Origin of the sequence: Amycolatopsis deserti (genome assembly GCF_014653945.1) — a bacterium.
In the GTDB taxonomy this organism is placed as follows: Bacteria; Actinomycetota; Actinomycetes; order Mycobacteriales; family Pseudonocardiaceae; genus Amycolatopsis_E; species Amycolatopsis_E deserti.
Genome location: NZ_BNAU01000001.1, coordinates 1,618,544 through 1,632,545, shown reverse-complemented (window position 1 = coordinate 1,632,545; position 14,002 = coordinate 1,618,544). Strand labels below are relative to the sequence as shown.

Sequence of the window (14,002 nt, the reverse complement as noted above, 5' to 3'; positions counted from 1 at the left end):
GCACACTTTCGACAGTCCGGTTCAAAAGTAACGATCTGATTGTTACTCCTTTTGCCGGATTGTGGCAGAAGTATCCGCCAGTCAGAGTAGGCGGCGTACGGCAGAGCACTGCGACCCAGCACTGACACCCAGCACTGAGACCGGCCAGTTTCCCGACGAAGTGGAGCGTCCCCGGTGCCCCAACCTTTCGACCGGCCGACGGACCGCGCCGGTGTCCGCAGGGCCAACCTCGCCCTGCTCGTCCGGCTCCTCCGCCGCCACGGGGGGCTCTCCCGCGCGCAACTGGCGACCCTGAGCGGCCTGAGCAAGGCCACCGTCTCCGGCCTGGTCGCCGAGCTGGAGGTCCGCGAGCTGGTCCAGGCCGGCGGCCGTCACGAGGGCGGCCAGGGCCGGCCGGGTCAGCTCGTCGAGCTGCGGCCGCGCGGCAACTGGGGCATCGGGCTGGAGGTCGCCGAGGACCACCTCGGCAGCACGCTCGGAGACCTCGCCGGCACCGCGACCGCCCGCCGCCGCGCCACCTGCGACGTCCGCGCCCTCGGGCCGGAGCGCACCCTCGACGAACTGGCCGCGCTCGTGCTCGGCGCGATGTCCGAAGTGGACCAGGTCGCGGGCATCGCGGTGGCTGTGCCCGGGCTGGTCGACCCCGCCGGCACCGTTCGCCTCGCGCCCGGCCTGCGCTGGCGCGACCTCGCCCTCGCCGACGGGCTCGCCGCCCGCACCGGCTTCCCGCTGGAGCGCATCGTCGTCGGCAACAACGCCAACCTCGCCGCGCTGGCCGAGGCCGACAGCGGCGCCGCCCGCGGCTGCTCCGACGTCGTGTTCCTCCTCGGCGGCCTGGGCGTCGGCGCGGGGCTGATCACCGGCGGCAGGCTGATCGGCGGCGCCGCCGGCGAGGTCGGGCACCTGTCGCTGGAACCCACCGGCCGTCCCTGCGTCTGCGGCCGCCGCGGCTGCTGGCAGACCGCGGTCGGGATCGACGCGTTCCTGCACTCGCTGGCCACCCCGCGCGACCTGGTCCACGACCCGTCCCTCGACCTGGCCCAGCGCACCGCGATCGTGCGCCAGCGCGCCCAGCAGGGTGATCGCCGCGTCCTGGACGCGCTCACCCAGCTCGGCGCCGGACTCGGCCACGGCATCGCGGTCCTGGCCGACCTGCTCGACCCCCGGATCGTCGTCCTCGGCGGCTACTTCGCGCCGCTGCGCGACTGGCTCGCCGAGCCGATCCGCGCCGAACTGGCCGCCCGCTCGGTGACCGCCGAGACCGGCGGCCCCCGCATCGTGGCGTCCCGGCTCGGGTTCACCGCGGTCGGCACCGGCGCGGCGCAGGCCGCGATCCGGCCCCTGCTGGACGATCCGACGCTGGCCCCGGCCGGCGCCCCGGTGAGCGTGGAGGCGTGATGACCGAAGACCTGCTGTCCATGCGCGGCATCGTCAAGACGTTCCCGGGTGTCCGGGCGCTGGACGGTGTCGAGCTGTCGGTGCGGGCGGGGGAGGTGCACTGCCTGCTCGGCCAGAACGGCGCCGGCAAATCGACCCTGATCAAGGTCCTCGCCGGGGCGCACCAGCCGGACGCGGGCGAGATCCGCTGGCAGGGCGAACCGGTCACGCTGTCCTCCCCGGTGGCCGCCCTGCGCCGCGGCATCGCCACCATGTACCAGGAGCTCGACCTCATCCCGGCGCTGTCGGTGGCCGACAACATCTTCCTCGGCCACGAGCCCGCCCAGGCCGGGTTCACCCGCGACCGGCAGGCCCGTGCGAAGGCCACCGAGCTGCTCGCGCGGCTCGGCCACCCGGAGATCCACCCCGACCGCGAGGTCGGCGACCTCTCCGCCGCCGGCCAGCAGCTGGTCTCCATGGCACGGGCCCTGGTCCACGACGCACGCCTGATCGTGATGGACGAGCCGACCGCCGCGCTGGCCTCCGACGAGGTGGACAACCTGTTCCGCATCGTCGCCGAGCTGACCGCGGACGGCGTGGCCGTCGTCTACATCTCGCACCGCCTGGAGGAGATCCGCCGGATCGGCAACCGCGTCACCGTGCTCAAGGACGGCGCCACCGTCGCCGCCGGGCTCGAAGTCGCCGACGTCACCACCGACCACCTCGTGTCGCTGATGTCCGGCCGCCGCGTGGAGACCGTGTACCCGGAGCGCCTGGAATCCACTGTGGACAGCTCCACCGAGCTGCTGCGCGTGGAGAACCTGACCCGCCGGGGGGAGTTCTCCAACGTCAGCTTCACCCTGCGGCGCGGCGAGATCCTCGGCCTGGCCGGCCTGGTCGGCGCGGGCCGCAGCGAGCTGCTGGAAACCATCTTCGGCGCCCGCAAACCGGACGGCGGCCAGGTCTTCGTCGAGGGCAAGCGGCTCAAGCCCGGCGACGTCCCGAGCGCGGTGAAGGCCGGGATCGGCCTGGCGCCGGAGGAACGCAAGAGCCAGGCGCTGCTGCTGGAGATGTCGGTCGCGCACAACGTGACGCTGGCGAGCCTGCCCGAGTACAGCCGCCTCGGCTTCACCGACCGCGCCCGCGAGATCGGCGATTCGGCCGAGCGCCTGCGGCAGCTGGACCTGCGCCCGGCGGATCCGCGCCGCCCGGTGGGCACGCTGTCCGGCGGCAACCAGCAGAAGGCGGTCGTCGCGCGCTGGCTGGTGCGCGGCTGCTCGATCCTGCTGCTGGACGAGCCGACCCGCGGCGTGGACGTCGGCGCGCGCGCCGAGCTGTACCGGCTGATCCGCGAGCTGGCCGCGGCCGGGGTCGGGCTGGTGCTGGTCTCCAGCGAGATGCCCGAGGTGCTCGGGCTCGCCGACCGCGTGCTCGTGCTGCGGGAGGGCCAGGTGGTCCGCGAAGCCCCCGCGAGCGAGCTGACCGAAGCAGACGTGCTGAATCTGGTGATGGAGGGAAGTGCGGCATGACGAAGGACTCCTCGTCGGTGTTGCCGGAGGCCACCCAGGCCCCGCCACCCCGGGCCGCGCCGCCGGCCCCGAAGGCCGCGCGCGGGCGGTTCCCGGTGGACGTCCGGCTGGCCGGGCTGTTCGGCGTGTTCGTCCTGCTGTGCCTGGTGGGATGGCTGACGCGGCCGGACGCGTTCTTCACCGAGGGCAACCTGTCGACCGTGCTGCGGCTGGCGGCCGCGATCGGCGTGGTGAGCGTCGGCATGACGTTCGTGATCATCAGCGGCGGCATCGACCTGTCGGTCGGCTCGATCGTCGCGCTGTCCAGCGTGTGGGCGACGACGCTGGCGACGCAGTCGTTCGGCCCGGTGGTGATGGTGGTCTGCGCGCTGGCGGTCGGCGTCGGCTGCGGCCTGATCAACGGCGTGCTCGTCTCCTACGGCAGGGTGGTGCCGTTCATCGCCACGCTCGCGATGTACGCCTCGGCACGCGGCCTGGCCGAGCGGATCAGCGGACGGCAGACCCAGGTGGTGCGGGAAAGCGGGTTCCTGTCCGTGTTCCGCGGTGACTTCCTCGGCATCCCGGTGCTGATCTGGATGTTCGCCCTGGTGTTCGTGGTCGGCTGGATCCTGCTCAACCGCACCACGTTCGGCCGCCGCACGTTCGCCGTCGGCGGCAACACCGAGGCCGCGCGGCTGGCCGGCATCAACGTCAAGCGGCACACCGCGCTCGTTTACGCCGTGGCCGGGCTGTGCTGCGGCATCGCGGCGATCATGGTCGTCGCGCGCACCACCTCGGGCGCCTCGACCAACGGCCTGTACTACGAGCTGGACGCGATCGCCGCGGTGGTCATCGGCGGCACGCTGCTCTCCGGCGGCCGCGGCACCCTGATCGGCACGCTCATCGGTGTCCTGATCTTCACCGTGCTGGGCAACATCTTCACGCTCAACAACCTCGACACCGACATCCAGAACATCGCCAAGGGCGCGATCATCGTGCTCGCCGTTCTGCTGCAGTTCCGCACCAACCGCAGTCGCAAGTCCACTTAGGAACCCCGACCCCGAACACCCCGACGATCACTGGAGCTCGCCATGTCCGGACCATCCTCTCTCGCCCGCCGCCGCTTCCTCACCGGTGGCGCGGCCGTCGGCGCCGGCGCCCTGCTGGCCGCCTGCACCTCCAACGAGTCGCCGCAGTCGGCCCCGCAGGCCGTCGCCGGCAGCGCGGGCCAGAACGCCCAGCCCGGCAAGCACGTCACGATCGGCTTCTCCGCCCCGGCCGCCGACCACGGCTGGATGGCGGCGATGACCAAGAACGCCCGCGCGCAGGCCGGCCAGTTCTCCGACGTCACCTTCACCGCCACCGAGGGCACCAACGACGTCAACCAGCAGATCGCCCAGGTCGAGACGCTGATCAACCAGAAGGTCGACGTCCTGGTGATCCTGCCCTTCGACGGCAAGGCCCTCACCCAGGCCGGTCAGCAGGCCATGGACGCCGGCATCCCGGTGGTCAACGTGGACCGGGTGTTCGACACGCCGCTGGCCTACCGCACCTGGATCGGCGGCGACAACTACCGGATGGGCGTCAACGCCGGCAACTACATCGCCGGGGAGCTGAAGAAGAAGGGCGTGAGCAACCCGGTGATCGGCGAGGTCGCCGGCATCGACTCGCTGCCGCTGACCCAGGAGCGCAGCCAGGGCTTCAAGGACGCGCTCGCCAAGCACGGGTTCGCCGTCGGCCCGCGGGTGTCCGCGCAGTTCACGCCGGAAAGCGGCGAGCAGATGACATCGAACCTGCTGCAGTCGGCGAGCAAGCTCGACGCGCTGTGGAACCACGACGACGACCAGGGCATCGGCGTGCTCGCGGCCATCGACAACGCGCGGCGCAGCGAGTTCTTCATGGTCGGCGGCGCCGGGTCGCGCAACATGATGGACCTGATCAAGGCCGACAGCGGCGTGATGAAGGCGACGGTCCTCTACAGCCCGTCGATGGCGTCCTCGGCGATCGCCCTGGCCCGGCTGCTCGGCCAGGCCAAGGGCATCGGCGACCTGGCCGAGCACGAGATCCCCGCGAACGTCACGACCTACTCGGCCGTGGTGACCAAGGAGAACGTCGATTCCTATGCCGATGTCGCCTTCGACTCCTGACCCCGTGACCCCCGCGGGCGCCTCCATCGGCGTGGGCATGGTCGGGCACGCCTTCATGGGTGCCGTCCACGCCCACGCCTGGCGCTCGGTCCACCGGTTCTTCGACGTGCCCCTGGTGCCGCGGCTGGCCGTGCTCGGCGGCCGCGACCCGGAGCGCACGAAGGCCGCCGCCGCCAAGCAGGGCTGGCCGGACACCGAGACAGACTGGGCCACCCTGGTCGCCCGCGACGACGTCGGCATCGTCGACATCTGCACTCCCGGGGATTCGCACGCCGAGATCGCGCTGGCCGCGCTGGCCGCAGGCAAGCACGTGCTGTGCGAAAAACCCCTGGCCAACTCGGTCGCCGAGGCCGAGGAGATGGCCGCGGCCGCCGAGCGCGCGGCGGCCAACGGGCAGCGCGCGATGGTCGGGTTCAACTACCGGCGGGTGCCGGCGATCGCGCTGGCCCGCAAGATGGTCGCCGAGGGCAGGCTGGGCACGATCCGCCAGGTGCGGGCCGCCTACCTGCAGGACTGGCTGGCCGACCCGGCCACGCCGATGACCTGGCGGCTGCGCAAGGACAAGGCCGGATCGGGCGCGCTGGGCGACATCGCCGCGCACGCCGTGGACACCGCGCAGTTCGTCCTCGGCGACCGGATCACCGGGGTGTCGGCGATGACCGAGACGTTCGTGCGGGAGCGGCCGCTGTCCGGGGAGCCGGGCAGCGCGCTGGGCGAGGTCGACGTCGACGACTGCGCGGTGTTCCTGGCCCGGTTCACCGGCGGCGCGGTCGCCACGTTCGAGGCCACCCGGTTCGCGCTGGGCCGCAAGAACGCGCTGCGGCTGGAGATCAACGGGTCGCGGGGCAGCCTGGCCTTCGACTTCGAGTCGATGAACGAGCTGTCCTTCTACGACGGCGACGACGACCCGGCCGAGGCGGGGTTCCGGCGGATCCTGGTGACCGAGCCGGGTCACCCCTACGTCGGGGCGTGGTGGCCGCCCGGGCACCTGCTGGGCTACGAGCACACCTTCACCCACGAGATCGCCGACTTCCTCACCGCCATCGGCGAGCAGCGCGACCCCGAGCCGGGGTTCGCCGACGGCCTGCAGGTCCAGCGGGTGCTGCACGCGGTGGAGGAGAGCGCGGGCAACGGAACGTCCTGGGTCGGCGTATCAATGTCGACCGAAAGGGTGATCGATGCCTGAGAGAACTGGACTATGGCTGGTCGGCGCGCGTGGCTCGGTGGCCACGACGGCGATCAGCGGCCTGCTCGCGATGCGGTCCGGCCTGACCGGGCCGGACGGCTGCGTGACCGAGCGGCTCGAGGTGGCGCCCGGGGTGCTTCCGGGCTGGGGCGAGCTCGTCGTCGGCGGGCACGACCTGGTGGACACGCCGCTGGAGAAGAAGGCGGAGCAGCTCACCGCGGGCGGGCTGCTCCCGGCCGGCCTGCTGCCGGCGATCCGCGACGGCCTGCGCGCCGTCGAAGCCGACCTGCGCCCGGTGCCCGCCGGGCGCACACAGGCCGAGACCGCCGCGCGGCTGGCCGACGACCTGCGTGAGTTCCGCACCCGGCACGGCCTGTCGGCCGTCGTGGTGATCAACGTCTCGTCCACGGAACCCCCAACCGTGGACGCGCCGGAGCACCACGACCTCGACGCGCTGGTGGCGGCGCTGGACGAGCCGGGCCGGGAGGTCCTGCCCGGCAGCTCCCTGGCGGCGTACGCGGCGGTGTCGGCGGGGTGCCCCTTCGTGGACTTCACGCCGTCGACGGGCATCCGGTTGCCCGCGCTCACCGAATTCGCCCGGCGGCAGGGTCTGCCCTACGCCGGATCGGACGGCAAGACCGGCGAGACGCTGCTGCGCTCGGTGCTGGCGCCGATGTTCGCGGCGCGGGCGCTGAAGGTGCGCTCGTGGTCGGGCACCAACCTGCTCGGCGGCGGGGACGGCGCGACGCTGGCCGACCCGGTGAAGGCGGCCGGGAAGCTGGAGTCGAAGGCCCGCGGCCTGGCGGCGCTGCTCGGCGACGACGTGACCGCGCCGCTGCACATCGACCACGTGCCGGATCTGGGCGAGCAGAAGACGGCGTGGGACCACGTGTCGTTCGAGGGCTTCCTGGGCGCCCGGATGACGCTGCAGTTCACCTGGACCGGCTACGACTCGGCGCTGGCCGCGCCGCTGGTGCTGGACCTGGCGCGGCTGACCGCGGCCGCCTACCGGGCGGGCGAGACCGGGCCGCTGGGCCAGCTGGCCTTCTTCTTCAAGGACCCGGTGGGCACCGACGAGCACCGGTTCGCCGAGCAGGCCCGGGTGCTCGCCGAGTGGGCGGCGTCGCTGGGACGGCAGCAGTGAGCCCCCGCGTGAACCCCCGCGTGAATCCCTACGTGCAGCTGGTCCGGGCTCCGGCCGCGCTGAGCGTCCTCGGCGACACCGTCGCGGGCGCCGCCGCGGCCGGTCGTCCGTTGCGGGGACGGCGGCTCGCGCTGCCGCTGGCCTCGGTGGCCTTCTACTGGTCGGGCATGGCGCTCAACGACTGGGCCGACCGGGACCTGGACGCGGTCGAGCGCCCGGAGCGGCCGATCCCGTCCGGCCGGATCACCCCGCGGCGGGCGCTCGGGGTCGCGGCCGGGCTGACCGGCGCGGGTCTCGGGTTGTCCGCGCTCGCGGGCGGCCGTGATGCCCTCAAGGTCGCCGCGCCGTTGGCGGCGGCGGTGTGGGCCTACGACACGGTGCTGAAGAAGACCCCGCTCGCGGCGGTGTCGATGGCGGTGTGCCGGTCGCTGGACGTACTGCTCGGCGCGGGCGGCTCGGGTGCGGCGAAGGCGGTGGTCCCGGCCGCGGTGCTGGGCGGGCACACGCTCGGCGTGACGGCGTTGTCGGCCGGTGAGGTGCACGGCGGGTCGCCGGCGCGGGCGGCCGGTGCTCTCGCGCTGACCTCGGCGTCCGCCGCCGCGGCGGTGTCCGGACGCGGCGGTGCGCCCGGTCACCGGGTGGCGGCGCTGGCCGCGGCCGCCGGGTACGGCGTGAGTGTCGGGTCCAAGCAGTACGCGGCGGTGCGCAAGCCCTCCGCGGCGGTGGTCCGCACGGCCACGGCCGCCGGGATCCACGGCATGGTCCCGCTGCAGGCCGCGCTCGCGGCCCGGCGCGGCGGCGTGCTGGGCGCGGGCCTGGTCGCGCTGGCGCTGCCGCTGGCCAAGCGGCTCGGCCGGAAGGTGAGCCCGACATGAGCGGCTACCACCTCGGCTACGGCACCAACGGGTTCGCCAATCACCGGCTGGACGACGCCCTCGCGATCATCGCCGATCTCGGCTACACCTCGGTCGCGCTGACCCTGGACCACCAGCACCTCGATCCGTTCGCGGACGACCTGGCCGCGCGGGTGGACCGGGTCGCGCACCGGCTGGGCGAGCTGGGCCTGCGGTGTGTGGTGGAGACCGGCGCGCGGTTCCTGCTCGACCCGTGGCACAAGCACGAACCGACCCTGGTCAGCGAGAACGCGGACCAGCGGCTGGACTTCCTGGCCCGGGCGATCCGGGTCGCCGAAGGCCTGGGCGCCGACTGCGTGTCGTTCTGGTCCGGGGTGTCCACTGTGGATGAGCCGACGGCGTGGGAGCGGCTGCGGTCGCGGATGCCCGTGGTGCTGGCCGAGGCGGACCGGAGCGGTGTCCGCCTCGGCCTGGAACCGGAACCCGGGATGCTCGTGGAGACCCTGTCGAACGCGCTGCGGCTGCGCACCGAGCTGGGTGATCCCGAACCGCTCGGGATCACCCTCGACGTCGGGCACTGCGTCGCCGTCGAGCCCACCGACGCGGCCGACTGCATCCGGCAGGCCAAGGGGCTGCTGGTCAACGTGCAGCTGGACGACATGCGGCCGCGCGTGCACGAGCACCTCGAGTTCGGCGATGGCGAACTCGACCTGCCTGCCACGCTCGCCGCGCTGGACGAGATCGGCTACACCGGTGTCGCCGCGGTCGAGCTGCCCCGGCACAGCCACGCCGCGCCGCAGGTCGCCCGTGCCGCGCTGACCGCGTTGCGGGCGGCGCGGCTGGACCAGTCGTGGCTCGGCGAGGCGCAACGGCGCGTCGCGACCGATCCGGCCGCGGTCGCCACCCTGTTCCCGGCCGCCGGACGGCACGTCGGGCGCGGGCCGCTGCACCCGGACACCGATCCGGACGGCCTGGTCCACGGCACCGCCGACGACCTCGCCCGGACGAGGCTGCTGCAGACACTGGCCGCCGCCCTGCCCGCCGCGGAGTTCGCGGCGGAGCTGGCCGACCTCTACCGCTACGGCGACGGCGCCGAGCGGCGGGGCGTGCTGCGGGCGCTGTCGGCGGTCGGCGACAAGGCCGTCGCCACCGGTCTCGAGCTGGTCCGCGACGCCCTGCGCACCAACGACACCGGCCTGGTCGCCGCTGCGCTCGGCCCGTTCGCCGCCCGTCACCTGGACCAGCACGGCTGGCGCCACGGCGTGCTCAAATGCCTGTTCACCGGCATCCCGCTCGCCGCGGTCGCCGAGCTGGACCGGCGGGCCGACGACGAGCTGCGCCGCATGATCACCGACTACGCCGGGGAGCGCCGGGCCGCCGGCCGCGCCGTTCCCGCCGACGCCCTCCGCTTCCTGGAAGAGACACCCTGATGCGCCTGTTCGATCCGCACATCCACATGACCTCCCGCACCACCGACGACTACGAGGCCATGTACGCCGCCGGCGTCCGGGCCCTGGTCGAGCCCGCGTTCTGGCTCGGCCAGCCGCGCACCGGCGTGTCGTCGTTCACCGACTACTTCGACGGCCTGATCGGCTGGGAACGCTTCCGCGCCGCCCAGTTCGGCATCCGCCACCACTGCACGATCGCGCTCAACCCCAAGGAGGCCAACGACCCGCGCTGCACGCCGGTGCTCGACGTGCTGCCGCGCTACCTCGCCAAGGACGGCGTGGTCGCGGTCGGCGAGGTCGGCTACGACTCGATGACGCCGGCCGAGGACGCCGCCTTCGCCCGCCAGCTGGAACTGGCGAAGGAGCACGACCTGCCGGTGCTGGTGCACACCCCGCACCGGGACAAGCTGGAAGGCACCAAGCGCACGCTCGCCGTGGTGGCGGAGTCCGGTATCGCGCCGGAGCGGGTCGTGGTCGACCACCTCAACGAGGTCACCGTCGGCCTGGTGAAGGAATCCGGCGCCTGGATGGGCTTTTCCATCTACCCGGACACCAAGATGGACGAGCAGCGGATGGTCGCGATCCTGCGCGAGTACGGCACGGAGAAGATGCTGGTCAACTCCGCCGCCGACTGGGGCCGCTCGGACCCGCTCAAGGTGCACAAGACCGGCCTGGCGATGCTCGAGGGCGGGTTCACCTCCTCCGATGTGGACACCGTGCTGTGGGCCAACCCGGTCGCGTTCTACGGTCAGAGCGGGCGGCTGGTGCTCGACGAGCTGCCCGGGTTCTCGGCGGCGAAGGAGACCTTCGCGGGCAACTCGGTGCTGCGTGGCGGGCGGGACGAGGCGGTCGCGTGACGCCGCTGTCCTACTGCACCAACGTCCATCCGGCCGAGGACCTCAACGGGGTCCTCGGCCAGCTCGACTCCTACGCCCTGCCGGTGCGGGAACGGCTGGGAGCCGACCGGCTCGGGCTGGGACTGTGGCTGGCCGCCGACGTGGCGTCGGCGCTGGCCGCGGATCCGGCCGAGCGCAAGCGGCTGCGCGCCGAGCTGGACACCCGCGGCCTGGAAGTGGTGACGCTCAACGCCTTCCCCTACGGCGGCTTCCACGACCCGGTCGTCAAGCAGAAGGTCTACCACCCACGATGGACGGACGCGGCCCGGGCGGAGTACACGCTGAACTGCGCGGCCGTGCTGTCCGGGCTGCTGCCCGACGACGCGGAGTTCGGCAGCATCTCGACCCTGCCGCTGGGCTGGCGCGAACCGTGGACACCCGCCGATGACGCGGCCGCGGCGCGGCTGCTCGACGAGGTGACCACCGGGCTGGGCGCCCTGGAGCGGACGATCCGGCTCGCCGTCGAACCGGAACCCGGCTGCATCCTGGACACCGTGCACGACGCCGTGTCCTGGCTGGCCGGGCGCGTCGATCCGGCTCACGTCGGCCTGTGCCTGGACACCTGCCACCTCGCGGTGTCCTTCGCCGACCCGGCCGGGGCGGTCGCCGAGATCACCGCCGCCGGGCTGGACGTGGTCAAGGTCCAGATGTCGGCGGCGCTGCACGTGCCGGATCCGCGGGACCCGTCCGCGCGGGAGGCGCTGGCGGCGTTCGACGAGCCGCGCTACCTGCACCAGACCCGGGAATCGGCCGGCGGCGAGGTCCGCAAGGCCGACGACCTGGGCGAGGCGTTCGCGGACCTGCCGGGGGAGGGGCCGTGGCGCGTGCACTTCCACGTGCCGCTGCACGCGACCCCGGCGGCGCCGCTGTCCTCGACCACCGAGGTGCTGGCACAGGCCCTCGCCGCGCTGCCGCCGAAGCCGGCGCACCTGGAAGTGGAAACCTACACCTGGACGGTGCTGCCGGAGGCGCACCGCCAGGACCTCATCGGCGGGATCGCGGCGGAGCTGTCCTTCGCCGCGGGATTGGTGGCGAAGAAGTGAAACCGCTCCTGGTGCTCGACATCGTGGGGATGACCCCGCGGCTGCTCAAGCACATGCCGAACGTGGCGAGGCTGGGGCAACAGGGCTGGCAGGCGCAGCTGGACACGGTCCTGCCCGCGGTGACCTGCAGCGTCCAGTCCACGTTCCTGACCGGGCGGATGCCCAGCGAGCACGGCATCGTCGGCAACGGCTGGTACTTCCGCGAGATGGGCGAGGTCTTCCTGTGGCGCCAGCACAACAAGCTGGTCGAGGGCGAGAAGCTGTGGGAGACCGCGCGGGCGGCGCGACCCGGCTACCGCGCGGCCAACGTGTGCTGGTGGTACGCGATGGGCGCCACCACGGACTTCACCGTGACGCCGCGGCCGATCTACTACGCCGACGGGAAGAAGGCGCCGGACTGCTACACGCGCCCGCCGGAGCTGCACGACCGGCTCACCTCGCGGCTGGGCGAGTTCCCGCTGTTCCAGTACTGGGGCCCGACCGCGTCGATCGCCTCCACCGACTGGATCGTCGGCGCGACCTCGACGATCCTGCGGGCCGACCGGCCGGACCTGACCCTGGCCTACCTGCCGCACCTGGACTACGACCTGCAGCGGTTCGGCCCGGACTCGCCGCAGGCCATCGCGGCCGCCCGCGCGGTCGACGCGTCCGTGGCGCCGCTGCTGGACCAGGCCCGTGCCGACGGCGTGGGGGTGGTGGCGCTGTCGGAGTACGGCATCACCAACGCGCACCGGCCGGTGGACATCAACCGGCTGCTGCGCCGGGAGGGCTTGCTCGAGGTCTACACGCAGGACGGCATGGAGTACCTGGACCCGTGGACGTCGCGGGCCTTCGCCGTCGCCGACCACCAGGTCGCCCACGTCTACGTGGCCGACGAGGCGGACCTGCCCCGGGTGCGCGGCCTGCTCGGCGAACTGTCCGGTGTGGACGAAGTGCTGGACCGGCAGGCCCAGTCCCGCTACGGCATCGACCACCCGCGCGCCGGCGAGTTCGTGGTGACCGCGGAGCCGGACGCGTGGTTCACCTACTACTACTGGCTCGACGACGACCGCGCGCCGGACTTCGCGCGTGGCGTGGAGATCCACCGCAAGCCCGGGTACGACCCGGCCGAGCTGTTCTTCGACCCGGCCGATCCGCTGGTCAAGGCCAAGGCGGGGCTGAACCTGGTGCGCAAGAAGGCCGGCCTGCGGTACGCGATGAAGACCACGCCGCTGGACCCGGCGCCGGTGCGCGGCTCGCACGGGCGGCTGCCGGACTCGCCGGACGACGGGCCGGTGCTGCTGTGCGGCGACGCCGACGTGCCGGAGCGGGCGCGGCTGGCCGCGACCGAGGTCCGGGACCTGCTGTTGAGCGTGCAAGGACTGAAGGCGAGCGAAGGGAGCCGGCGATGAGCCGTCCGGTCACGTTGTTCACGGGCCAGTGGGCCGATCTGCCGTTCGAGGAGGTGTGCCGGCTCGCCTCGCAGTGGGGCTACGACGGGCTGGAGATCGCCTGCAGCGGCGACCACTTCGAGGTCGACCGCGCGCTCACCGAGGACGACTACGTGGCGGGACGCCACAAGATCCTGGAGTCTTACGGGCTCAAGGTGTGGGCGATCTCGAACCACCTGGTCGGGCAGGCGGTGTGCGACGACCCGATCGACGAGCGGCACCGCAACATCCTGCCCGCGCGCGTCTGGGGCGACGGTGAGCCGGAGGGCGTGCGGCAGCGGGCCGCCGCCGAGATGGCCGACACCGCCCGGGCCGCGGCGAAGCTCGGGGTGGACACCGTCATCGGCTTCACCGGGTCGAAGATCTGGAAGTACGTGGCGATGTTCCCGCCGGTGTTGCAGGAGGTGATCGACGACGGCTACGCCGACTTCGCCGCGCGCTGGAACCCGATCCTGGACGTGTTCGACGAGGTGGGGGTGCGGTTCGCGCACGAGGTGCACCCGTCGGAGATCGCCTACGACTACTGGACGACGCGCCGGGCCCTGGACGCGGTGGGCAACCGGCCGGCGTTCGGGCTGAACTGGGACCCGTCGCACTTCGTGTGGCAGGACCTGGACCCGGTCGGGTTCATCCTGGACTTCGCCGACCGGATCTACCACGTCGACTGCAAGGACACCAAGAAGCGGTTCGACGGGCGCAACGGACGGCTCGGATCGCACCTGCCGTGGGCGGACGCGCGGCGCGGGTGGGACTTCGTGTCCACCGGCCACGGCGACGTGCCGTGGGAGGAGTGCTTCCGCGCGCTCAACTCGATCGGCTACGCGGGCCCGATCTCGGTCGAGTGGGAGGACGCCGGCATGGACCGCCTGCGCGGGGCGGAGGAAGCGGTCGGCTTCATCCGCAACCTGCTGTGGGACAAGCCGTCGGCGGCCTTCGACTCCGCCTTCAGCACCGAGAAGTGAGGGGCGG

At 72.9% G+C, this 14,002-nt stretch carries 12 protein-coding genes; all 12 read left to right on the top strand.

What is annotated here, in order from left to right; translation table 11 throughout:
- Positions 1–174 precede the first annotated feature (174 nt).
- From IE290_RS07985 to IE290_RS07930, 12 genes are read left to right on the top strand one after another with little or no spacing between them, the layout of a single operon-like run.
- Positions 175–1,398 carry an ROK family protein gene (locus IE290_RS07985; protein WP_191243788.1) on the top strand — a complete coding sequence of 408 codons (1,224 nt, stop codon included), beginning with the start codon at positions 175–177 and terminating at the stop codon, positions 1,396–1,398.
- Positions 1,398–2,906: a sugar ABC transporter ATP-binding protein gene (locus IE290_RS07980; RefSeq protein WP_191243787.1), complete on the top strand. Its 1,509-nt coding sequence runs from the start codon at positions 1,398–1,400 to the stop codon at positions 2,904–2,906. Before IE290_RS07985 ends, IE290_RS07980 begins: the two co-directional genes overlap by 1 nt.
- Positions 2,903–3,934: an ABC transporter permease gene (locus tag IE290_RS07975; protein ID WP_191243786.1), complete on the top strand. Its 1,032-nt coding sequence runs from the start codon at positions 2,903–2,905 to the stop codon at positions 3,932–3,934. Before IE290_RS07980 ends, IE290_RS07975 begins: the two co-directional genes overlap by 4 nt.
- A gap of 42 nt (positions 3,935–3,976) precedes the next feature.
- Positions 3,977–5,032 carry a substrate-binding domain-containing protein gene (locus tag IE290_RS07970; protein ID WP_191243785.1) on the top strand — a complete coding sequence of 352 codons (1,056 nt, stop codon included), beginning with the start codon at positions 3,977–3,979 and terminating at the stop codon, positions 5,030–5,032.
- Between the two features lie 37 nt (positions 5,033–5,069).
- Positions 5,070–6,218, top strand: coding sequence for a Gfo/Idh/MocA family protein (locus IE290_RS07965; RefSeq protein WP_373300417.1), 1,149 nt, complete (start codon positions 5,070–5,072; stop codon positions 6,216–6,218).
- Positions 6,211–7,362 carry an inositol-3-phosphate synthase gene (locus IE290_RS07960; protein WP_191243783.1) on the top strand — a complete coding sequence of 384 codons (1,152 nt, stop codon included), beginning with the start codon at positions 6,211–6,213 and terminating at the stop codon, positions 7,360–7,362. The genes IE290_RS07965 and IE290_RS07960 overlap by 8 nt, the downstream gene beginning before the upstream one ends.
- A 20-nt stretch (positions 7,363–7,382) precedes the next feature.
- On the top strand, positions 7,383–8,237 hold the full coding sequence (locus tag IE290_RS07955) for an SCO3242 family prenyltransferase (RefSeq protein WP_191244002.1): 855 nt from the start codon (positions 7,383–7,385) through the stop codon (positions 8,235–8,237).
- A complete protein-coding gene (locus tag IE290_RS07950; RefSeq protein ID WP_191243782.1) occupies positions 8,234–9,646 on the top strand; it encodes an EboA domain-containing protein in 1,413 nt (470 codons plus the stop codon). Before IE290_RS07955 ends, IE290_RS07950 begins: the two co-directional genes overlap by 4 nt.
- Positions 9,646–10,521, top strand: a complete 876-nt coding sequence (locus IE290_RS07945; protein ID WP_191243781.1) for a TatD family hydrolase — start codon at positions 9,646–9,648, stop codon at positions 10,519–10,521. Before IE290_RS07950 ends, IE290_RS07945 begins: the two co-directional genes overlap by 1 nt.
- Positions 10,518–11,603, top strand: a complete 1,086-nt coding sequence (gene eboE, locus IE290_RS07940; RefSeq protein WP_191243780.1) for a metabolite traffic protein EboE — start codon at positions 10,518–10,520, stop codon at positions 11,601–11,603. The genes IE290_RS07945 and eboE overlap by 4 nt, the downstream gene beginning before the upstream one ends.
- Positions 11,600–12,994, top strand: coding sequence for an alkaline phosphatase family protein (locus tag IE290_RS07935; RefSeq protein WP_191243779.1), 1,395 nt, complete (start codon positions 11,600–11,602; stop codon positions 12,992–12,994). The genes eboE and IE290_RS07935 overlap by 4 nt, the downstream gene beginning before the upstream one ends.
- Entirely contained in the window at positions 12,991–13,995 is a 1,005-nt protein-coding gene (locus IE290_RS07930) for a sugar phosphate isomerase/epimerase family protein (protein ID WP_191243778.1), read from the top strand. Before IE290_RS07935 ends, IE290_RS07930 begins: the two co-directional genes overlap by 4 nt.
- The last annotated feature ends 7 nt before the right edge of the window (positions 13,996–14,002 follow it).